Origin of the sequence: Microbacterium sp. (genome assembly GCF_049661145.1) — a bacterium.
GTDB lineage: Bacteria > Actinomycetota > Actinomycetes > Actinomycetales > Microbacteriaceae > Microbacterium.
Genome location: NZ_JBASZT010000302.1, coordinates 1 through 21106 on the forward strand (window position 1 = coordinate 1; position 21106 = coordinate 21106).

General features: G+C 68.0%; 19 protein-coding genes and 1 pseudogene. 5 read left to right on the forward strand and 15 right to left on the reverse strand.

Annotated elements, in window-relative coordinates; genetic code table 11:
* Positions 1-553, reverse strand: a 553-nt coding sequence (locus WBP48_RS12825; RefSeq protein ID WP_424441015.1) for an aminotransferase class V-fold PLP-dependent enzyme, incomplete at its 3' end; no start/stop codon positions are given.
* A gap of 54 nt (positions 554-607) precedes the next feature.
* Between WBP48_RS12825 and glgX the strand changes: the two genes are divergently transcribed.
* From glgX to glgB, 3 genes are all read left to right on the forward strand, one after another.
* Positions 608-2713 (forward strand): glycogen debranching protein GlgX, encoded by a 2106-nt coding sequence (glgX, locus tag WBP48_RS12830; RefSeq protein ID WP_424441017.1) that lies wholly within the window; start codon positions 608-610, stop codon positions 2711-2713.
* A 157-nt stretch (positions 2714-2870) separates the two neighbouring features.
* The gene (locus tag WBP48_RS12835) at positions 2871-4841 is read left to right on the forward strand and encodes an alpha-1,4-glucan--maltose-1-phosphate maltosyltransferase (protein ID WP_424441046.1); all 1971 of its coding nucleotides are present in this window, start codon (positions 2871-2873) and stop codon (positions 4839-4841) included.
* Positions 4838-6976: a 1,4-alpha-glucan branching protein GlgB gene (glgB, locus tag WBP48_RS12840; protein ID WP_424441019.1), complete on the forward strand. Its 2139-nt coding sequence runs from the start codon at positions 4838-4840 to the stop codon at positions 6974-6976. The genes WBP48_RS12835 and glgB overlap by 4 nt, the downstream gene beginning before the upstream one ends.
* A 23-nt stretch (positions 6977-6999) precedes the next feature.
* Here glgB and WBP48_RS12845 read toward each other — a convergent pair whose 3' ends face one another.
* Together WBP48_RS12845 and WBP48_RS12850 are read right to left on the reverse strand one after the other, a co-directional pair.
* Positions 7000-7959, reverse strand: coding sequence for a tetratricopeptide repeat protein (locus WBP48_RS12845; RefSeq protein ID WP_424441021.1), 960 nt, complete (start codon positions 7957-7959; stop codon positions 7000-7002).
* Complete coding sequence (locus WBP48_RS12850; RefSeq protein WP_424441023.1) at positions 7956-9725, reverse strand: glycosyl transferase; 1770 nt, start codon at positions 9723-9725, stop codon at positions 7956-7958. Before WBP48_RS12850 ends, WBP48_RS12845 begins: the two co-directional genes overlap by 4 nt.
* A gap of 138 nt (positions 9726-9863) precedes the next feature.
* On the opposite strand from WBP48_RS12850, the gene WBP48_RS12855 reads away from it, so the two are divergent.
* Positions 9864-10943, forward strand: a complete 1080-nt coding sequence (locus tag WBP48_RS12855; RefSeq protein ID WP_424441025.1) for an AI-2E family transporter — start codon at positions 9864-9866, stop codon at positions 10941-10943.
* On the opposite strand, the gene WBP48_RS12860 is transcribed toward WBP48_RS12855, so the two are convergent.
* The 9 genes from WBP48_RS12860 to rpsB form a co-directional block, all read right to left on the reverse strand.
* The gene (locus tag WBP48_RS12860; protein WP_424441027.1) at positions 10944-11657 is read right to left on the reverse strand and encodes an alpha/beta hydrolase; all 714 of its coding nucleotides are present in this window, start codon (positions 11655-11657) and stop codon (positions 10944-10946) included.
* Positions 11657-11938 (reverse strand): hypothetical protein, encoded by a 282-nt coding sequence (locus WBP48_RS12865; protein ID WP_424441029.1) that lies wholly within the window; start codon positions 11936-11938, stop codon positions 11657-11659. Before WBP48_RS12865 ends, WBP48_RS12860 begins: the two co-directional genes overlap by 1 nt.
* 4 nt (positions 11939-11942) lie before the next feature.
* On the reverse strand, positions 11943-12545 hold the full coding sequence (locus WBP48_RS12870; RefSeq protein WP_424441031.1) for a lytic transglycosylase domain-containing protein: 603 nt from the start codon (positions 12543-12545) through the stop codon (positions 11943-11945).
* A gap of 170 nt (positions 12546-12715) precedes the next feature.
* Positions 12716-13306: a DivIVA domain-containing protein gene (locus WBP48_RS12875; RefSeq protein ID WP_424441033.1), complete on the reverse strand. Its 591-nt coding sequence runs from the start codon at positions 13304-13306 to the stop codon at positions 12716-12718.
* Complete coding sequence (locus WBP48_RS12880) at positions 13303-14367, reverse strand: phosphatidate cytidylyltransferase (RefSeq protein WP_424441048.1); 1065 nt, start codon at positions 14365-14367, stop codon at positions 13303-13305. The genes WBP48_RS12875 and WBP48_RS12880 overlap by 4 nt, the downstream gene beginning before the upstream one ends.
* 3 nt (positions 14368-14370) lie before the next feature.
* A complete protein-coding gene (gene frr, locus WBP48_RS12885) occupies positions 14371-14925 on the reverse strand; it encodes a ribosome recycling factor (RefSeq protein ID WP_424441050.1) in 555 nt (184 codons plus the stop codon).
* A gap of 115 nt (positions 14926-15040) precedes the next feature.
* Entirely contained in the window at positions 15041-15760 is a 720-nt protein-coding gene (gene pyrH / locus WBP48_RS12890; RefSeq protein WP_424441035.1) for a UMP kinase, read from the reverse strand.
* 85 nt (positions 15761-15845) lie between these two features.
* Positions 15846-16673 carry a translation elongation factor Ts gene (tsf, locus tag WBP48_RS12895; RefSeq protein ID WP_424441036.1) on the reverse strand — a complete coding sequence of 276 codons (828 nt, stop codon included), beginning with the start codon at positions 16671-16673 and terminating at the stop codon, positions 15846-15848.
* Positions 16674-16767: 94 nt separating this feature from the next.
* Positions 16768-17703 carry a 30S ribosomal protein S2 gene (gene rpsB, locus WBP48_RS12900; protein WP_424441038.1) on the reverse strand — a complete coding sequence of 312 codons (936 nt, stop codon included), beginning with the start codon at positions 17701-17703 and terminating at the stop codon, positions 16768-16770.
* A 292-nt stretch (positions 17704-17995) separates the two neighbouring features.
* Here rpsB and WBP48_RS12905 point away from each other — a divergent pair, with 292 nt between their 5' ends.
* Positions 17996-18556 carry a murein hydrolase activator EnvC family protein gene (locus WBP48_RS12905; RefSeq protein WP_424441040.1) on the forward strand — a complete coding sequence of 187 codons (561 nt, stop codon included), beginning with the start codon at positions 17996-17998 and terminating at the stop codon, positions 18554-18556.
* 51 nt (positions 18557-18607) lie between these two features.
* On the opposite strand, the gene WBP48_RS12910 is transcribed toward WBP48_RS12905, so the two are convergent.
* The 3 genes and pseudogenes from WBP48_RS12910 to WBP48_RS12920 form a co-directional block, all read right to left on the reverse strand.
* On the reverse strand, positions 18608-19507 hold the full coding sequence (locus WBP48_RS12910) for a tyrosine-type recombinase/integrase (RefSeq protein ID WP_424441042.1): 900 nt from the start codon (positions 19505-19507) through the stop codon (positions 18608-18610).
* 76 nt (positions 19508-19583) lie between these two features.
* On the reverse strand, positions 19584-20852 hold the full coding sequence (gene dprA, locus WBP48_RS12915) for a DNA-processing protein DprA (protein WP_424441044.1): 1269 nt from the start codon (positions 20850-20852) through the stop codon (positions 19584-19586).
* Positions 20849-21106, reverse strand: a pseudogene (locus WBP48_RS12920) (ATP-binding protein); the annotation flags it as partial. The pseudogene WBP48_RS12920 and the gene dprA, both read right to left, overlap by 4 nt.

A 21106-nucleotide genomic window follows, 5' to 3' on the forward strand; every position in this document is an offset into this window, starting at 1 on the left:
GGATGTGCCCGACCGCACCGACGGCGTCGAGGTGCAACGGCACCCCCGCGGATGCCGCGGCGGCGGCGAGCGCGACGGCATCCTGCACCGTCCCGACCTCGTTGTTGGCGACGAGCGCTGTCATAAGCGCTGCCGAGTCCGGCGTCGTCGCAGCGGCGGCGAAGGCCACGGGGTCGATCCGCCCGACCCCGTTGAGCGCGACAGGACGCAGCTGTGCGCCCTGCTCGTGCAACCAAGCGGCGGTGTCGAGCGTCGCATGGTGCTCGCCGTCGGGGAGTACGATCGCTGTGCTCCCAGAAGGTCGCGCCCACCAGAGTCCCTTGAGCGCGAGGTTGACCGCCTCTGTGCCGCCGGACGTCAGCACGACCTCGATCGGATCGCAGCCGAGCACGTCGGCGATACGCTCGCGCGATTCCTCCAGCAATCGGCGGGCTCCCTGACCCGCCGCGTGCACGGACGACGCGTTTCCGGACACGGCGGATGCGGCTATCCACGCCTCGCGAGCCGCGTCCCGCACCGGCGCGGACGCCGCATGGTCGAGGTAGATCGTCATCGCTCTCCCCCCGCGTGGCAACGGCCGGCGCGCCGCGTTACTACTGTAGATCGCATGCTTGCTCCGCAGCCGAGCCCCACACCCGCCGATCTCACCACAACCGTCACGACGCCGGGCTTCCTGAACCCGGCGCTCGACGGCCTCGGAGTCACCATCGGCACGGATTGCGGCACGATCCGTGTCTGGTCGGAGGGGGCCACGAGCGTCGAGCTCGTCCTCTTCGACGCTGTCGACCTCGACTGGATCACGGCGACGCTTCCGCTGACACCGGCGGGAGGTGGCGTGTGGGAGGTCAGCAGCGCAGACCTCCGCCCGGGCACCCGCTACGCCCTGCGTGTGGACGGCCCCGTGGGCGCCGGACACATGTTCAACCCCGAGAGTCTGCTCATCGATCCGTATGCGAAAGGCCTCGTCCCTGTGCGACTCGGCCAGTGGCGCTCCGTGGTCGTGGACGACACCTTCGACTGGCAGGGAGTACAGCGCCCGCGCACTCCGCTCGATCACACCGTCATCTACGAAGCCCATCTCAAGAGCCTCACCAAGCGGCATCCGCTCATCCCTCCGGCCCTGCACGGCACCTACGCCGGTCTCGCGCACCCCGCGATGATCGAGCACCTGCTGCGGCTCGGTGTCTCCGCTGTCGAGCTGCTCCCCATCCACGCGTTCGAGACCGAACCGCGTCTGCTCCAGCAGGGACTCACGAACTACTGGGGGTACAACTCCCTCGGATTCTTCGCCCCGCACGCCCCCTATGCGACGGCGGAAGCCGTGGCCGCGGGGCCCGACGCCGTGCTGCGGGAGTTCAAGCAGATGGTGCGGGCACTGCACGCCGCGGGCCTGGAGATCATTCTCGACGTCGTCTACAACCACACCTCCGAGCTCGAGATCGGCGGACCGCGTTCGAGTTTCCGCGGCATCGACAACCGCGCGTACTACCGGCAGCACGGGGACGGCGCCTACATCGACGTCACCGGCTGCGGCAACTCGGTCAACACGGCGACGGATGCCGCATCCCGCCTCGTGCTGGAGTCGTTGCGCTACTGGGCGCAGGAGGTGCACATCGACGGGTTCCGCTTCGACCTCGCGGTCACTCTCGGGCGGGGCGCCGACCACGCGTTCAGCCCTGACCACCCCCTGCTGCGCGCCATCGTCGAGGACCCCGCCCTTGCCGACGTGAAGATGATCGCGGAGCCGTGGGACGTCGGGATGGGCGGGTGGCAGACCGGCAATTTCGGCGACGGTTGGTCGGAGTGGAACGACCGCTACCGCGACCGGGTGCGCAACTTCTGGTTGAGCGACGTCGACTACGCCCGCCGCGCCGGCACGTGGCCGGTCGGCATCGCCGGTTTCGCGACACGCTTGGCGGGATCGTCGAACACGTTCAGCGAGGAGCGCGGGCCCCTCGCGAGCGTCAACTTCGTCACCGCTCACGACGGCTTCACGCTTCGTGACCTGGTGTCGTACGACGTCAAGCACAATCTCGGCAACGGTGAGCAGAACCGAGACGGCGCCGACACCAACCGCTCGTTCAACCACGGCGCCGAAGGTCCCACCGACGACCCCGTGATCCAGTCGAAGCGCCGCAAAGCCATGCGGAATCTGTTGGGAACGCTCCTGCTGTCCGCGGGAGTGCCGATGATCACGTCGGGTGATGAACTCGGACGGACACAGCGCGGCAACAACAACGCCTACTGCCATGATTCCCCCCTGACATGGCTGAACTGGGAGCTCACGCCGTGGCAGGAGGACATGCTCGCCCATGCGCGTCGGCTCGTGAAGCTGCGCCACGAAAATCCTGCCCTGCGGCCGCGACGATTCGACCACGCCGCTTACGAGGTCCCCGACTCTTCGGTCATCGATTGGTACGACGAGCACGGCGAAACGATGTCGATCGAACGCTGGACGGACCCGTCCCACCGCACACTCCAGTATGACGCCCGGTCCACGCCGAACGGTGAGGCAGCCAACCGCATCCTTCTCATCGTTCACGGCAACGAACGGCCCGTCGAGGTGACGTTGCCACGGATCGAGGGGGTCACCGGTTACGTGTCCCTGTGGTCGAGCATCCCCGAGCGCCCGGATGACGAGGAGCGGGTCTTCGCGCCCGGGGACGCCGTGTCAATAACTGACACGGCATTGCATCTGTTCCGCGTGATCTGATTCCGAGTAGGTTCGAAGCGTGGCATCGACGACGCGTTCCGCTTCCCCCGCTCCTTCCGACACCTCCGGTCCCGCGTTGCGAAGCACCGCCGAGATTCCCCGGCGGCCCGCCAAGCTCTGGCGAGGCCCTTCGGCGACACGGGCGGGGCGCATCCCGATGACGTCGCCGTTCCCCTCCGTTCCCGGCGGCCTCTATCACCGTCCGTCCGCGTTCTCCGGTGAGGCGGTGCGGTTCTCGGTCACGGCGTTCCGCGAGGGGCACGACCTCATCGGAGTGCACCTGCGCCTCACCTCTCCCTCGGGTATCGAATCACTGCACCGCCTGACGCCGCTGCGCGACGGCTTCGATCGCTGGGCCGTCGAGGTGGCTCCGCACGAAGAAGGCGTATGGTCCTTCCGCTTCGAGGCGTTCAGCGACGACTTCGCGACGTGGGAGCACGCCGCCGACCTCAAGATCGCCGCGGGTGTGGACGTGCCTCTCATGCGAGAGATGGGTGCGCTGCTGCTGACCGCGGCATCCCGCGAGAGGGACCGCCCCGCAGCCGAGCGGCGTTCCCTCACCGCGACGGCCAAGGCCCTCCGTGACTCGGCGACCTCGGACGACGACGCCCTCACGGTCGTGCGCGACCCCGAGATCGCAGCGTTCTTCCGCGCTCGACCTCTCGCGTCGCTGGTCACCGCGGGCCCCGCGCAGGAGCTGCTCGTCGAACGTGAGCGGGCCGGCGTCGGCGCCTGGTACGAGTTCTTCCCGAGGTCCGAAGGCGCGAAGAGGCTGCGGGACGGCACCGTCAAGAGCGGAACCTTCCGCACCGCGATGAAGCGCTTGCCGGGCGTGGCCGGGATGGGGTTCGACGTCGTCTACCTGCCACCGATCCACCCGATCGGTACGACCAACCGCAAGGGTCGCAACAACACGCTCACGGCCGAGCCCGGCGACCCCGGATCGCCGTACGCCATCGGCTCGCCGGAGGGCGGTCACGACGCCATCCACCCCGACCTCGGGACCGTGAGGGACTTCCGCGCGTTCGTGCGCGCCGCTCACAACAATGGACTGGAGGTCGCCCTGGACTTCGCGCTGCAGGCGTCCCCGGACCATCCTTGGGTGACCGAGCATCCGGAGTGGTTCACAACACTGCCCGACGGATCGATCGCGTACGCCGAGAACCCGCCGAAGAAGTATCAGGACATCTACCCGCTGAACTTCGACAACGACCCCGCAGGCATCTACGCGGAGTGCCTGAGAGTCGTGCGCTACTGGGTCGCGCAGGGTGTGAAGATCTTCCGCGTGGACAACCCCCACACGAAGCCCCTGCAGTTCTGGGAGTGGCTGATCGCGACCGTGCGCGCGGACGATCCCGACGTCATCTTCCTGGCCGAGGCGTTCACGCGTCCCGCTCCCCTGCAGGCGCTCGCACAGGCGGGCTTCCAGCAGAGCTATTCGTACTTCACTTGGCGCAACACGAAGGCGGAACTGGAGGAGTTCCTGACCTGGATCTCCCACGACACGGCCGACTTCATGCGCCCGAACCTCTTCGTCAATACGCATGACATCCTCACGCAGTACCTGCAGTACGGCGGTCGGCCCGCCTACAAGATCCGCGCTGCGATCGCCGCGACGGCGGGCGCCACGTACGGCGTCTACGCGGGATACGAGCTCTACGAGAACGTCGCCCGGCCCGGGTCGGAAGAGAACATCGACAACGAGAAGTACGAGTTCAAGTTCCGCGATTGGGAGGGAGCGGAGGCCGCCGGCGACTCGCTCGCCCCCTACCTGCGCCGGCTCAACGAGATCCGCCGCGCTCACCCGGCGCTGCGCCAACTGCGGAACCTCACGGTGCACTGGAGCGACGATGGGGCGATCCTCGTCTACGTCAAGCATCTACCGGCCGCTCTCAGCGAGACCGGGGTGGCAGACACCATCATTGTGGTCGCGAACCTCGACCCGCACTCGGTTCGGCAGACCACCGTCCACATCGACAGCTCCGTCTTCGGCATCCCTGCGGGTCACGACTACCGCGTCGAGGATCTCATCACGGGTGCCGAGTGGACCTGGAACCAGAGCAACTTCGTCCGCCTCGACGCGTTCTTCGAGCCCGTCCATGTCCTGCACGTCAAGGAGTCCCGATGAGCACCATTTCCGACGAGATCCTCGACACCGTCGCGACGGGGTCGTACTACGCACCGCACGACGTGCTCGGACCGCACCAGTTGGCCGACGGCAGTTGGGTGATCCGTGCCCGTCGGCCACTTGCGCGCACCGTCACCGCCGTCCTCGCCGACGGCGCCGAAATTGCCCTGTCGCACGTGCGCAGCGGTGTCTGGGAGGGGACTGCGGCGCAGCAGCCCCGCGCGTACGACATCGTCACGACGTACGACGGCGGGCCCGCCTTCCGCGTCGACGACCCGTATCGCCACCTGCCGACGGTCGGCGGCATCGACCTCCACCTCATCGCTGAGGGTCGGCACGAGCAGCTCTGGAGGGTGCTCGGCGCGCATGTGCACCACTACGACGGCGTCACCGGCGTCTCGTTCGCAGTGTGGGCCCCCAACGCACGCGCGGTGCGTGTCGTCGGCGACTTCAACTCATGGGACGGGCAGGGGCACTCGATGCGCAGCCTCGGCTCCAGCGGCGTGTGGGAGTTGTTCGTCCCGGGCGTTGGCGTGGACACCACGTACAAGTACGAGATCCTCACGCGCTGGGGCGAGTGGATCCTCAAGGCCGACCCCCTGGCGCAGTGGGCGGAGGTGCCCCCGTCGACGGGGTCCGTCGTCACCGAGAGTCACTACACGTGGGGAGATGACGAATGGCTGGCGCGCCGCGCGAGCCAGGACGTGCTCTCGCAGCCGATGTCGACCTACGAGGTACACCTCGGCTCGTGGCGGCCGGGGCTCGGCTACCGTGACGCCGCTGACCAACTCATCGACTACCTCACCGAAGTCGGCTACACGCACGTCGAGTTCCTGCCGCTGGCCGAGCACCCGTTCGGCGGTTCGTGGGGCTACCAGGTCTCCGGCTACTACGCGCCCACGAGCCGGTTCGGCACACCGGACGATCTTCGCTACCTGATCGACCGCCTGCACCAGGCGGGCTTCGGCGTCATCATGGACTGGGTGCCGGGGCACTTCCCGAAGGACGCCTTCGCGCTCGCGCGCTTCGACGGTGAAGCGCTGTACGAGCACCCCGATCCACGCCGCGGCGAGCACAAGGACTGGGGCACGCTGATCTTCGACTATGGACGCAACGAGGTGCGCAACTTCCTCGTGGCGAACGCGCTCTACTGGCTCGAGGAGTTCCATGTCGACGGCCTGCGCGTCGATGCCGTGGCCTCGATGCTCTACCTCGACTACTCGCGCAACGACGGCGAGTGGGAGCCGAACATCTATGGCGGGCGCGAGAACCTGGAGGCCATCCGGTTCCTGCAGGAGGTCAACGCGACCGCCTACAAGCGCTACCCCGGCATCGCGATGATCGCCGAGGAGTCCACGAGCTACTCGGGGGTGACGGCGCCCACGAACTGGGGTGGGCTCGGCTTCGGCCTCAAGTGGAACATGGGCTGGATGAACGACTCTCTGGAGTACATCAAGCGCGATCCGATGTATCGCTCGTACCACGAGGGCGAGTTGTCGTTCTCGTTCGTCTACGCCTTCAGCGAGAACTTCATCCTGCCGATCAGCCATGACGAGGTCGTGCACGGCAAGGGGACGCTGTTCACCCGCATGCCCGGCGATCACTGGCAGAAGCTCGCGAACACCCGCGCGTTCCTCGGCTACATGTGGGGGCACCCCGGCAAGCAGTTGCTGTTCATGGGCCAGGACTTCGGGCAGTTGTCTGAGTGGTCGGAGTCGCGGGGGCTGGACTGGTGGATCCTGGACCAGCCCCCCCACCGTCAGCTTCTCGAATTCGTCGGCGCGATGAACCGCGTGTACCGCGATAATCCCCCCCTGTGGGAGCGTGACAGCGACGGCACCGCATTCGCACGGCTGGGCGGCCCGACGTGGAACCCGAACGTCATCGCGATGGCGCGATACGACCACGAGGGCAGCTGTGTCGTCGTCCTGTGCAACTTCTCGGGCATCCCGGTCCACGACTACGCGATCGACCTCCCGAGCGGCGGTGAATGGGCAGAACTGCTGAACTCGGATGCCGAGTCGTACGGCGGATCCGGCGTCGGCAACTTCGGCGCCGTGTACGCCGACGAAGGCGGCCGCGCGACGATGGTGCTGCCACCCCTGGGCGTGCTCTGGCTCGGAAAGAGGGCCTGACCCGGGGACCGTGCTGACCCGGGTCAGAACAGCAGGCTCGCCAGGCGCCCCCGGGCGCGAATCACACGCGCGTCGGAGTCGCCTACGAGCCCGAACAGCTCCAGCAGGCGCTCACGCACCGGGGCACGATCGGCGGCGGGCAGCTGCGCGAACAGGTCGAGCAGGCGCGCAAAGGCGTCCTCGACGTGGCCGCCCGCGATGTCGAAGTCGGCGACCGCGAACTGGGCGTCGATGTCGAGGGGGGCGGATGCCGCGGCATCCCGTGCCTGCTGCAGATCGAGATTCTGTACACGCTGCAGCAGCCGCACCCGGCCGAGACCGGCTCGAGCCTGCTCGTCCCGAGGATCCTGTTGCAGGGCGGCCTCGTAGGCCGTGACGGCGCGGGCGTAGTCTCCTGCCTCGATCGCGTCGAAGGCCTCCTGATGCAGCGGCGGCAGGGCAGGTTCGGCCGCCTCTGCGGCGTCGTCGGACGCCGCCCCAACGGGCACGGTGCCGGTGACGCCGTGCTGCGCGGCCAGCTGCAGCAACTGGGCGAACACTTCGCGCACCTGCTGCTCGGGCACCGCCCCGGTGAACAGCGGCACCGGCTGACCGGCGACGAGCGCGACGACCATCGGGATCGATTGCGCCCGGAAGCCCTGCGCCAGCTGCGGGTTCGCGTCGACGTCCACCTTCGCGAGCAGGAGTCTGCCCGCCAGCTCGGTGACGACCTTCTCCAGGATCGGGCTCAGCTGCTTGCAGGGCCCGCACCATTCCGCCCACAGGTCGACGACGACCGGCACCGTCCGCGACAGTTCGAGCACCTGACCGAACGATTCATCCGTCACGTCGAAGACAAGCGGGGCAGCGCCGTCGGCGCGGGCGGTCTCACCCTGCCCACCACCCTGTGCAGCAGCTTGCGCGGCGGGAGCGTTCGCGCGGGAGCGCAACGCAGACAGGTCGACGGCGCCGCGCAGCACGGCTCCGGGAGTGGGATCGGTCACGACGAGGCCACCTTCGCATCGAGAATCGAGGAGGAGTACCCGAGCAGCTGAATGCGCTCACTGGAGCTCTGCGCGGGCACGAAGAAGAAGAGCTGGTCGAGGTAGGTCGTCGTAAATCCAGTTGAGGACTGCGTGACGCCGGTGAGGGTCTGGACCACGGGGTTGTTGTCGACCTTGATGACGGCGTCCGTGTTCGTCGGCGCGACGGTGTCGGTCTCGTTGACCGTCACGGCGACGATCGCGCCGGAGTCGAGGGTCGCCAGCGAGACAGGCTCGGCTTCACCGGCGCTCGCTGCGAACGACAGCGTTCCAGTCTGCGCACCGGTCTGATTGAACGAATCCATGCGGGCGGCGCGATTCTCGGCCACGAGAGTGCGGAACGGATCGCTTTCCGCATCGAAGAGACCGGAGTACTCGCTGTCATCACCGTTGGTGAGAACGTCCGCGTACGCGGTTGCGACTTCGCCCGGAGGCAGCACCAGGAACGGCGAATCCGGGTCGATCGCCACGGCGCCGACGTAGGTGGGGGCGAGATTGAGGCTGGCATCCGCCACGAGTTCTGCCGCAGCCGTCACCTTGTAGGGCGACCACGGATCGGTCTGGCTGAGGGTCAGGATCACGTCCGCGGTCGATGCGCCGGTCCCCACGACGGCGAAGAAGGTGCGGGGCCACTCGTCGAAGGCCTCCGGCAGCACGACGCGCACAGGCGTGCCCGGGATCCTCGTGAGAGGCGCACGAGTAAGGTCCTTCAGTCGGTAGTCGGTCTCACGCACCGCCAAGGCGGAGCCCGCCAGGCGCGTCGCGGCAGCGGCAGGGTCGAAGGCCGCGTCGGCATCCGCCACCTGATCCGCGACGTGTGCGAGGATCCGTTCGGCCTGCGCTTGGGATACGACGGGACTGCCCTGGTCGTCGGGGACCACGACGGATGCCGTGGATGAGGGCGTCGGCGTCGATCCGAACTGCGGCCACGCATCGGCCGAGCAGCCCGCGAACAGCAGTGCGCTGACGGCGACGGCGGGTATGACGACGAAAGGGCGGCGACCGCGTGCGAGCTGCCGACGGGTCGGTGTCGCGCTGATGACGCCCTTGTCCTCGCCCTCCACCGAGACGTCGACAGGCTCGGTGGTCGGCACCGGCAATCCCTTGCGCCGTGGCCCCCGCGAACGGCGCGCGTGCCGCACGCCAAGGATGTACAGCACGATGCCGGCCAACAGCAGGATGCTGCCGCCGACGATGAGCGGCCCCGCCCACGGCGTCGTGGCACCGATCGGCCACGACAGCGTCAAGTTGCTCGGGGCGGGATTCACGCCATCGGTGGCGACCAGCAAGCTCATGTCGGCGGGCAACTGCAACGGGGTGATGAGCACATCATCCTGCTGGAACTCATCGAGCCAGAGATCGGAGCCGACGGGGCTGAGCGGAGCCGCGTCGGCGGCCGGAGGGATCGTCGCGGCCACGCGGTCGGACGCGATCTCGCCGCTGTCCTCCGTGATGTGGATGTAGTCCGACGGCGTCAGCCAGGCCTCGAGATCGGCCGTGCGGCCGTAGGCCGCGAAGATCGTACCGTCCTCCTGCACGCGCAGCGTCTGCGACCCCTCGTGACTGCGCAGCACGGCACCGTCGATGAGCAGATAAGGCGCGTCGCCGGTGACGGCGATCGACTGGCTCTCGGTCTTCGGTCCCTGGAAGATCGTGCGCTGCGCGATTCCGGCACCGATCATGAGGGCGGCGAGCACGAAGGCCGTCACAGCCCAGATGAAACGCACGGAACGACACCTTCCTGCACTCCGTCGGGGGTCGCGGAGCACATTACCGACTCTCCAGGTTAGCGAAATCCGGCTGAATGTCGCCCGGGAGGGCACGGCCTGCCGGACAACCCGGTCTGGCGTGCGTATTCTGGCCGGGTGAAGCTGCAGCATCCATTCCGCACCGCGCTGATCGCCACGCTGGGAGTCGGCCTCGGCATCATGCTGATCGACAGCGTCCAGACGCTCTCGACGATCCTGCTGTACGTCGGCACGGCGTTATTCCTGGCCCTCGGCCTCGATCCGCTCGTCAGTTGGCTGGAGCGTCGTGGACTCCGCCGGTGGGCAGCGCTGCTGATCACATTCGCAGCCGTGCTCGCGGTGTTCGCCGGCATCATCCTCATTGTCATCCCCGTGCTCGTGGGCCAGATCGCTCAACTGGTCGCGCAGATCCAGAAGCTCGTGCAGAGCGCCGTGAATCAGGAATGGGATCCGGTCGAGACGGTGAGCGACTGGCTGCACAGCACTTTCCCCGCGCTCAACGTCGATCAGGTGTTCGCGTATATCTCGGACTGGTTCAACACGCTCGACTTCGCACAGATCGGCACCTCCGCCGGCAGCATCATCCTCGGCATCGGCGCCTCGCTGATCGCCGGCTTCACCGGTGCGCTGATCGTGCTGATCCTGACGATCTACTTCACGGCGTCGACGCCGTCGCTCAAGGCGGCCGTCTACCAGCTGGTGCCGGCATCCAAGCGGGCACGGTTCATCGACCTGTCTGAACAGATCACGGCCTCCGTCGGCTACTACGTCATGGGGCAGGTATCGCTCGGCGTCATCAACGGTGTGTTGAGCGCGATCTTCCTGTCCATCATCAAGGCCCCGTTCCCCGCGGTGCTCGCCGTCATCGCCTTCTTCTTCTCACTGATCCCGCTCGTGGGCACGCTGACCGGCTCCGCGATCATCGTGCTCATCTGCTTGATCCCGGGGCTCGGGTCACCGCTGACGGCGCTCGTTGCCCTCATCTGGTACGCGATCTATATGCAGGTGGAGGCATATGTACTTTCGCCGCGCATCATGAACCGTGCCGTCTCGGTGCCGGGAGCCGTCGTGGTCATCGCGGCGCTCGCCGGCGGATCGTTGCTGGGACTTCTCGGTGCGCTCATCGCGATCCCGGTCGCCGCCAGCATCCTGATCATCTACCGCCAGGTGCTCATCCCGAGACAGAACGAATTGTGATCAGTCCTGGTTCCATTCCGTGGGCAGCGGCAACGCGTCGGGATTGACGGCAGCCACGATCTCAGTCAGCACACGTCGCGTCTGGGTTTCACCCACCCAGAGGTGCCTGCCACCCTCGACGGGGATGAGCGTGGCGTGCTCGATCGGCGCAAACCTCCGACGCGCCTCGTCGGGCCGCAGGTAGTCGTCGAACTCGGGTACCAGCACGACGACGGCGCAAGGCTCGCCCGCCCAGGCCGCGATCTCTGTCTCGGTCGTTCGGTGCAGCGGCGGCGAGAGCAGAACGATGCCGTCGACGGGGTGGTCTCTGCCGTACTTCAGGGCGAGCTCAGTGCCGAACGACCAGCCCACGAGCCAGGGATGCGGCAGGCCCCGATCCTGCACGAACTCCATCGCGGCAGCGACGTCGAACGCCTCCGCCCCGCCCCCGTCGAACGCCCCCTCGCTCGTGCCGCGTGGCGATGTCGTACCTCGGGTGTTGAAGCGCAGCACCGCGAGGTCCGCGAGGGCGGGAAGGCGGGCGGCGGCCTTACGCAGGATGTGTGAGTCCATGAAGCCGCCGGCCGTCGGTAGCGGATGCAGCGTGACGAGCGTTGCGACCGGCGCATGCTCGATCGGTGTCGCCAGCTCTCCCACCAGTGTGAGCCCGTCCAGGGTGTGCAGTTCGACGTCCTCGCGGTGGGCGGGAAGCAGCACCGGTCCGCGGATCTCCATCAACCGATTCTCCAGCAAGCCGTGTGCCAGTGCCGCCGAGCGGCCAGATCGGCGGCATCACCCAGCACGCCGTCGGCCCGCCACACGACGACGTGAGCGGTGCTCGGCGGGATGCTCCGCCCACACCCGGGGCAGATGTAGGATTTCTGCGCCTGTGCAGCCCCGACCGGTTGCACCGTCCATGACACTCCGCGACGGGTCTCGGTGCGCTTCCACCCGCTCAGCAGCCTGTCGAACGACTCGTCCGCGGATTCCGGCCGGCGCCGGTTCGCGCGCGGCATGCGCTCAGTACCAGCCCTTGGCCTGCGAGTGCCCCCATGCGCCGCAGGGCGTTCCGTAGCGACCGGAGATATAGCCGAGCCCCCACGTGATCTGCGTCGCAGGGTTGGTCTCCCAGTCGGCTCCGGCCGAGGCCATCTTGTTGCCGGGGAGCGCCTGCGGGATGCCGTAGGCACCGCTGCTGGCGTTGTACGCACCCACTCGCCAGCCCGACTCCTTGTTCCAGAGAGCGACGAGGCACGAGTACTCGTCATCCCCCCAGCCACGTTCACGCACCATCCCGTAGGCGATCGCCTGCGCCGTTCCCGGATCGGGAGCGACGAACGGCGGCGACCACGAGCCGGATGCCACCAAGGACTTGGTCGGGGTCGGGGTGGGGGTCGGCGTCACATAGACCGAGTAGACGATCTCATCGCGCCCCAGGCCGCTCGTCTGCTTCTGTTCCGCACTACCGGACGCCGCCAGATAGGCCTGCGCATCGGCGATCGTGGAGGCGTACAGCGACACCGGGTCCAACTCCGAAGCCTGCGCAGGAGTGCCGCTCGCGGTGAGCGGGCCGACATACGCCGCGCCGAAGGCCAATACCGCCAACACGGCGAAAACGCTCATCGCGCCACGTCGACGGGACCAACGACGCGGCTCGTGCGCCGGCCGAGTCGCCGCGCGACGCACCTCGACATCGCGCCGAAGTGGGCGGTTGTCGGTCGGAGTCAGATCGGCATCGGGAGTCACAGTGGTCCCGATTCTACCCAGCCGGTCGAGTCATGTCATGCGGCATGTCAGACGACGGCCAACATCACTTCGACGGTGGCATCGAGAACGGCATCCACCTGTGCCTCACTGTAGCCGCGCCGCTGCATGCGGAATGCGACCGAACGCACCTGATCCGGGCGCACCGGCTCCCCCTCCTCGAAAAAGCGGGCGAGCTTGTCCGCCACGAGATCCACTTCGTCGACGCGGTAGCCGAAGCGCAGCAGACCGACACGACGGAAGCGGTGTCGTCTCGGACGAGTGAGGCGATCGAGGACCTCCTGGGCAAGCTGACGCGACTGTCCCACCCACGCACGGGCGCCGGCCTGCGAGAGCGCACGCTCGCGCTCTCGCGCCGCGAAGGCGTCCTCGATGCGACTCAAAGCCGCGTCGACCGAGGACACCTGGTAGCCGTGCCGCACGAGCGGGAAAGCCACCGTACGCACGGTAGCGGAGCCGATGTCAGCACCACCCGGAGCGTCGTACGATTCGAACGCGGCACGAGCACGAATGAGGAACGCATCGACATCGTCAGGCCGGTAGCCACGGACGCGCCCCGAAGTACGCGGGAACGGGCTTGCATCGGCCGCGACGGCTGCTGTGGTTGCGGTATCGGTCATAAGGTCGCCATCGGAAAGAACAGGAAGTACAGGGCGAGCGCGCCTGCGGCGGAGGGCAGGATCGAGTCGAGCCGGTCGAGCACGCCGCCGTGCCCGGGCAACCAGGAACTCATGTCCTTGATGCCGAGGTCACGCTTGATCATCGACTCGCCGAGGTCGCCCACCGTCGCGCAGCCGAGGATCACGGCGCCGAAGATGGTGCCGATCCACCACGGCACGTGCAGGACGAAATGGCTGTACGCGGCGGCGATCGCCATCGTGGCCAGCGCTCCTCCCGCAAACCCCTCCCAGGTCTTCTTCGGACTGATGCGCGGGGCCATCGGATGTTTCCCGAAGGCGAGGCCACTCGCATATGCACCGGTGTCGGCCGCGACGACCGCGACGACCATGCCCAGCAGCCAGTACTCCCCCTGTTCCTGCCGGAGCAGAACCAGGGTGAGGCTGGCGAGGAACGACACGTAGATGGCGATGAATCCAGCCACCAGGACGTCGTTCAGCACGTCTCCGTATCGGCGGCCGTCGCGGACAGCCATTTGCACGACGAGACGCCACACGATCAGAGCAGCGACGCAGGCGAATGTGATCACCCAGTGCGTCCAATGCCCCAGGAAGTAACCCGACAGCATCAGGATGCCGCCGACCACCATCTGCGGAATCACGTCGACGCGACGCCCCGCGGTCTGCAACGCTCGGCTGAACTCGAACACGCCGAGCACACACACGGGGACAGCAAAGAAGAGGAACAGCCACTTCACGAAGAGCAGCGAACCGAGCACAACGGCGCCGATCGCCAATCCGATGAGGATCGCGAGCAGCAGGTTTCGCCCCGTCCGCTCGTTGATCCGGTCGTTGACCTGCTCGAAGTCGGCTTTCGCGCGGTCGATCTGGTGTTCGAACTCGCTACGGGCGGCGCGAACATGAGCCTGAAAGCTCGAACCGTCGTCGAACTCCGCCGAGTTGTGGTGGTGCGCTGCCGCTTGCGTCGGCGAACCATCCGGCGTACCCGCTGCTGCGGGATCACGCGGTGCGGACGGTTCGCCTGCTGAGTCGGTCATGGGCAGTCCTCAGACCTCGAGGAGCTCGGCCTCTTTGCGCTTCAGAGCCTCATCGATGTCATCGACGTGCGAACGCGTGATCGCGTCGAGCTCCTTCTCCGCGCGCACCAACTCGTCCTCGCCGACCTCACTCTTGAGGCTGTCGAGCTCGTCCTTGGACTTGCGGCGGATCCCACGCAGATGCACTTTGGCATCCTCGCCCTTGCTGCGGACGAGTTTGACGTACTCTTTGCGACGCTCGGCGGTGAGCTCCGGCATGGTCACCCGCACGATGTTGCCGTCGTTGCTCGGGTTCGCTCCGAGGTTCGGAGTGTCGCGGATCGCCTGTTCGATCGCCTTCAGCGCCGACTTGTCGTACGGCGTCACGACGAGCATGCGAGCCTCCGGCGTGTTCAGCGACGCGAGCTGGGCCAGCGGCGTCGGTGAGCCGTAGTAGTCGACCAGGATCTTCTGAAACAGCTGCGGGTTCGCGCGTCCGGTGCGGACGGTGGCGAAGTCATCCTTCGCTGCCTCCACGGCACGGTCCATGCGGGCGGTCGTGTCGGCCAGGACGTCGGCGATCACGGTCACTCCATTCGTTAGTCTCGCAACGCTGGTCAGCTTTCGTTGCCCCACGGCGCGGCAGCGCCACTGAAAAGTTGTTGCGTCAGTAAAGTCTAGTGCGGGCGGGTGCCGCGACTCAGACCGTGACGAGCGTGCCGATCCGCTCACCGAGAAGAGCCCGCGTCACGTTCCCCTCCGGCTCCATACCGAACACCCGCATGTCGATTCCGTTGTCCATGCACAAGCTGAAGGCCGTCGAGTCGACGACCTTGAGGCCGCGCTGGAGGGCTTCCTGATAGGTGATCCGGTCGATGCGCGTGGCTGCGGCATCCTTCTTCGGATCCGCCGTGTAGACGCCATCGACACCGTTCTTGGCGACGAGCACCTCATCGGCGCCGATCTCCAGCGCTCGCTGGGCGGCGACGGTGTCGGTCGAGAAGTAGGGCAGCCCCGCGCCGGCTCCGAAGATGACGACGCGGCCCTTCTCCATGTGCCGTTCCGCGCGGCGCGGGATGTAGGGTTCGGCGACCTGGGTCATCGAGATCGCCGACTGCACGCGGGTGGCGGCGCCCGCCTGCTCCAGGAAGTCCTGCAGCGCGAGCGCATTCATGACGGTGCCGAGCATGCCCATATAGTCGGCACGACCGCGATCCATGCCGCGTTGGCTGAGTTCAGCACCGCGGAAGAAGTTGCCGCCGCCGACGACGACCGAGATCTCCACACTGCCGACTGCCGCGGCGATCTCCCGAGCGATCTGGCCGACGACGTCGGGGTTGACCCCCAGCTGACCTCCTCCGAACGCCTCGCCGGACAGCTTCAGCAGGACGCGGCGGCGTCCGGTGTTCTCATCGATCACGCAGGGTTCCTCTCGTCGGATGCAGACTATCGAAGCGGACATGGGAAAGGGGCCCGCATTCGAGGATGCGGGCCCCTTTCGCGACTTACGCGCCGACCTTGAAGCGGACGAAGTCAGTGATCGTGATTCCAGCAGCGGCAGCGACCTTCGCGACGGACAGCTTGTTGTCCTTCGCATAGTCCTGGTCAAGCAGCGCGACCTGCTTGAAGAACGCGTTCACGCGTCCCTCGACGATCTTCGGCAGCGCCGCCTCGGGCTTGCCTTCGTTGCGGGAGATCTCCGTGACGATCTCACGCTCCTTCTCGACGTCGGCGGTCGGCACGTCGTCCCGGCTGAGGTAGGTCGGGTTGGCGAAGGAGATGTGCTGCGCGATGGAGCGCGCTGTCTCCGCATCCTCGCCCGTGTAGGCGAGCACGACGCCGACCTGCGGAGGGAGATCCTTGCTCGTCTTGTGCAAGTAGATCTCGAACTTGTCGCCCGAGAGCGTGCGCACGCGACGCAGTTCGACCTTCTCACCGATGATGGCGGCCTCGTCGGCGATGATGTCGGCGACCGACTTGGACCCGGCATCCGCGGCGAGTGCCTGCTCAACCGAGTCGGCGCCGACAGCCGCAGCGGCGGCGAGAACCTTGTCGGCCAGCGCGATGAAGCGCTCGTTCTTGGCGACGAAGTCGGTCTCGGTGTTCAGCTCGAGGATCGTGACCTTGCCGTCCTGCTCGACGGCGGCGACCAGTCCCTCGCTCGTGGAACGGTCGGCGCGCTTCGCGTTGCCCTTCGCGCCCTTCAGGCGCAGGATCTCGACGGCCTTGTCGAGGTTGCCATCGGCCTCCTCGAGGGCCTTCTTGGTGTCGACCATGCCTGTGCCGAGCTGCTCGCGCAGGGCCTTGATGTCGGCGATGGTGAAGTTTGCCATGGGTGGTGGCTCCTTGCGTGTCGTGAGTTGTTCTCATGGGATGCCGGTGCGGGATCGCCTCGTGGGCGACCCCGCACCGGCGGAATGGTGGTGCCTATTCGGCGGCGACAGCCGCGGCGGCGTCGCCTTCGGCCTTCGCCTCGGCACCGGCCTCGTCGGCGGCCGACTCGGTCGCGAGGGTCTCGACCTCGGCGACCTCGGTGACGACCGGAGCATCGGCGGGCGCGGCCTCGGCGACGGCGGACTCGGCTACGGGAGCCTCGGCGACACCGCCCTGCTCGAGGAGCTCGCGCTCCCAGTCAGCGAGCGGCTCTGCATCCGCCGACTCGTCGGTCGGCTGGTGACGCTGGATGAGGCCCTCGGCCGCGGCGTCGGCGACGATGCGCGTGAGCAGGCCCACCGAGCGGATCGCGTCGTCGTTGCCGGGAATCGGGAACTGGAACTCGTCGGGGTCGGCGTTGGTGTCGAGGATGCCGATCACGGGGATGCCGAGCTTGCGAGCCTCGTCGATGGCGAGGTGCTCGCGCTTGGCGTCGACGACCCAGATGGCCGACGGCGTCTTCTGCAGGTTGCGGATGCCGCCGAGCGACTTGTGCAGCTTGTCGAGCTCACGCTTCTTGAGCAGGAGTTCCTTCTTCGTGAAGCCGCTGTCGGCGGGGCTGTTGAAGTCGAGCTCTTCGAGTTCCTTCATACGGGCAAGTCGCTTGCTGACCGTCGAGAAGTTGGTGAGCAGACCACCGAGCCACCGCTGGTTGACGTAGGGCTGGCCGACACGGGTCGCCTGCTCGGCGATGACCTCCTGCGCCTGCTTCTTCGTACCGACGAACAGGATGGTTCCGCCGTGGGCGACGGTCTCGCGCACGTACTCGTATGCCTTGTCGATGTACGACAGCGACTGCTGCAGATCGATGATGTGGATGCCGCTGCGCTCGGTGAGGATGAAGCGCTTGACCTTCGGGTTCCACCGGCGGGTCTGGTGTCCGAAGTGCACGCCGCTGTCGAGCAGCTGGCGAATGGTGACGACGGCCATGGCCGTTCTCCTTCTTGTTCTGGGTTGATCGCGTGAGCCGGTCGGCCCGTGCGCCTGGCGCCCGGCACGCACCCGCTCCCGCTAGTGCGGGAGACCTCAGGGTGTGGATGCCGCGGGTATCGCCGTCGTGGACGGGTCCCGCTCTGGGCACGCGTAGTCACCCCGACGAGCGGGGTGCATCTGCCAGTGTATCAGTCGCATCGCTCTCTCCCCCGTTGCCCGATTCGCGAATCCATCCACAGATGTGCCGTCTTGCCCTCCGCGGTCGCGCCCCACGGAGCACGGTAGGGGCATGCCTTCACGACTCCGCCTCGTCCTCGCCTTCATCCTGGCGGCGCTGATCGCGCTCACGCTCGCCGCTCCCGCGACGGGCGTGCCGCGCACAGGCGTGACTCACGGGCCGGCATCCTTCGTTCTCGGGGAAGTCAGACGGCCGGCCGCCGCGCTCGACGGCTGGCAGTGGCCGGTGCGCCCGCCTGTCGTCGTCGAGCCGTACCGCGCGCCCGCGCATCCCTACGGTCCGGGACATCGCGGTATTGACCTCAAAGCCGCCGTGGGGTCCCCCGTGACCACTCCGGCGGACGGGGTCGTCGCTTTCGCCGGGACCGTCGTCGATCGGCCGCTCGTGACGATCGATCACGGCGAGGGTCTCGTGACGACGCTGGAGCCGGTCACACCCTCGCTGCCCATCGGGGCGGTCGTCACGGCAGGTGATGTCGTGGGCACCGTCGCCGTCGGTGGCCACGCTGCACCGGGATCTGTCCACTTCGGGGTGCGCGAGGACGGCGAGTACCTCAACCCGATGCTGCTTCTGGGTGGTGTCCCTCGCGCCGTCCTGCTGCCCTGCTGCTGAGGACGGCCGTGTGCCGCAAGGGTACGATGACGTGCGCGGATGCGCCGGCGGTCACGCGCGCGGATGCGCCAGCCGGTAGGCGGCCGTGAGCTTCTCCGCCGACACGTGCGTGTAGATCTGGGTCGTGCCTAGGCTCGCGTGCCCGAGCAGTTCCTGCACCGTACGAAGGTCGGCACCTCCGTCGAGCAGGTGCGTCGCTGCGGAATGGCGCAGCGCGTGCGGGCCGACCGTCTCGGCGCCGAGAGTGGGGGCCAGTGATCGGGAGACGATGTCGTAGACGGCGCGGGTGCCGAGTCGTCCACCGCGCGACCCCAGGAACAGCGCCCGGTTGCCGGTACCGCGCGCCGCGAGCGCTGGCCGGGCGCGCGTGAGATAGGCCCCGAGGGCGTCGGCCGCCGGGGCGCCGTACGGGACGACCCGCTCCTTGGATCCCTTGCCGACGACGCGTACGGTACGACGATCGGCATCGATGTCGTCGAAGTCCATGCCGCACAGCTCCGCGACGCGCAGTGCCGACGCGTAGAGCAGTTCCAGCACGGCGGCGTCGCGCAGCGAGATCGGGTCGCCCTCGCCCGCCCGCTGGGCCGCGGCGTCGAGCACGCCGGCCATCGCGAGCGCGGTGGCGACCTTCGGGAGTGCCCGCGCGCGCTTGGGCGCGACCAGCCGCAAGCTGGGGTCCACGGTGATCTCGCCCGTCTCCAGTGCCCAGGCGAAGAAGCCGCGCACCGTCGCCGTGCGCCGGGCGAGGGTGGACCGCGCGTCGCCGCGCTGCGTCGCGCGCCAGAGCCAGTCGCGCAGGCACTCCAGATCAACTTCGGCGAGATCCAGATCGCCTGTCGTCGCCGCGAGGTCCCGCAGATCCGCCGCATAGGCGCGAACAGTCGCCGATGACAGTCGCCGCACGCGTGCGAGGTGGTCGGTGTACGCCGCCGCAGCAGCAGATATCCTCATTGCCCCAGCATGCCTGCGAATCGGACCAAACGTCGCAACTCGCGGTGCGCGCCCATACGCACTTGCCAGCCCCACCTCACCATAGCGGGGCAGTCTTCGGGGGCTTCGTGCGCACCCATCCACCGGAGCGCCGCTCCGCAACGCCATCGAGCTCCAGCAGGCCGAGGAGGATCGCGACGTCGTCAGGCCCCAGACCGGCGCGGCGCGCGATGTCGAGCGTGGTCCGCGCGCTGCGCTCGCTCAGCGCGTCGAGCAGCCGGGTGCGATCATCTGCCCCGCGCCTGGCGACGCCGCCAACGACGTTCCCGCCACCCTCGCCCACCGCACCGTCAGCACCCGTGCTCCCGTCGAGTTCGAGCCCGGCACCGAGCCCCAACAGCTCGCACATGTCGGCGATACCGGTGATGCACTCCGCCTGCGCCTCCCGCAGCAGTCGATGACAGCCCGCCGACGTGGCACTTGTGACGGCCCCGGGGACGGCGCCGAGCGGGCGACCGAGCGCGGCGGCGTGATGCGCCGTGTTGAGCGCGCCGCTACGCCACGCGGCTTCGACGACGACTGTCGCATCGGTCATCGCCGCGATCAGCCGATTCCGGGCAAGGAACCGCCATTTCGTGGGTGACGCACCGCACGGCACCTCCGCCGCCACGACGCCGCGTGCGGCGATCCGCTCCAGCAGATCCCGGTGGCCGGCGGGATAGGGTCGCTCTACGCCGCCCGCGAGAAGCGCGATGGTGACGCCACCCGCCGCGAGTGCACCCCCGTGAGCGGCACCGTCGATGCCGTATGCGGCGCCGGAGACTACGGCGATGCCCGCGGCGGCCGCTCCCGCGGCGAGATCCTCGGCGACGAAATTGCCGTACGCACTCGAGGCACGTGCACCGACGAGGGCGACGGCCGGGTCGGCGGACCCGAGCGGCGCTGTATCACCGAGCACCCAGAGGCACACCGGCGCGAACGGCCCCAGGTCATCGAGCCGCCGTGGCCAAGCGTGATCCTCCGGTGTCACGATCCGCGCGCCGGCGCGCCGCGCGGTCGCCAACCGCTCCGGAGCATCACCCCCGCGCGGATGCCAACGCTCTCGTGCCTTCGCCAACTCGGCGAGTTCGACCCCCGCCCGGGCAGCCTCGTCTCCGCTGCCGCGGGACGCGACAGCAACCTCGAGAGCGCGCACCGGGCCGAGCGCGGCGATCAGCGCGCCGGCGATGCGGTCGCCCGGCTCCACGAGACACGACCACACCGCCCGCGCGTGCGCGACGACGAGGTCATCACCGTCAGACAGGTCGTCCGCGATCCCCGCGAGCGCGCGCCGCGCCCCCATGCCGTCGACATCGAGCGCACTCACCCTCTCACCCCCTTCTTCAGGTACAGAGCTCTTCCGATATCGGCGACCTCGAGCCGATCGCGGCCGGCGAGGTCGGCGACCGACCACGCGACTCGTAGCACCCGGTCGTAGCCACGCAGCGTCAGCGACCCGCGCTGCAGAGCAGCATCCAGTGGGCGGCGGATGGCGGGCTCCGGCGCGAGGGGACCGTCGCGCAGCCACGAGCCCGCCACCTGTGCATTCGTCGTCCAGGGCGTCTCGCGCAGGCGCGACGC

What these genes read in the sequence shown, in the direction of transcription:
- WBP48_RS12865 (WP_424441029.1), bottom strand. Translation starts at nt 11,938, where the DNA reads ATGCCGCGCGCGAACCGGCGCCGGCCGGAATCCGCGGACGAGTCGTTC.
- WBP48_RS12875 (WP_424441033.1), bottom strand. Translation starts at nt 13,306, where the DNA reads ATGACCGATACCGCAACCACAGCAGCCGTCGCGGCCGATGCAAGCCCG.
- glgB (WP_424441019.1), top strand. Translation starts at nt 4,838, where the DNA reads ATGAGCACCATTTCCGACGAGATCCTCGACACCGTCGCGACGGGGTCG.
- WBP48_RS12860 (WP_424441027.1), bottom strand. Translation starts at nt 11,657, where the DNA reads ATGGAGATCCGCGGACCGGTGCTGCTTCCCGCCCACCGCGAGGACGTC.
- tsf (WP_424441036.1), bottom strand. Translation starts at nt 16,673, where the DNA reads ATGGCAAACTTCACCATCGCCGACATCAAGGCCCTGCGCGAGCAGCTC.
- glgX (WP_424441017.1), top strand. Translation starts at nt 608, where the DNA reads ATGCTTGCTCCGCAGCCGAGCCCCACACCCGCCGATCTCACCACAACC.
- WBP48_RS12910 (WP_424441042.1), bottom strand. Translation starts at nt 19,507, where the DNA reads ATGAGGATATCTGCTGCTGCGGCGGCGTACACCGACCACCTCGCACGC.
- WBP48_RS12905 (WP_424441040.1), top strand. Translation starts at nt 17,996, where the DNA reads ATGCCTTCACGACTCCGCCTCGTCCTCGCCTTCATCCTGGCGGCGCTG.
- rpsB (WP_424441038.1), bottom strand. Translation starts at nt 17,703, where the DNA reads ATGGCCGTCGTCACCATTCGCCAGCTGCTCGACAGCGGCGTGCACTTC.
- WBP48_RS12870 (WP_424441031.1), bottom strand. Translation starts at nt 12,545, where the DNA reads ATGAGCGTTTTCGCCGTGTTGGCGGTATTGGCCTTCGGCGCGGCGTAT.
- WBP48_RS12835 (WP_424441046.1), top strand. Translation starts at nt 2,871, where the DNA reads ATGACGTCGCCGTTCCCCTCCGTTCCCGGCGGCCTCTATCACCGTCCG.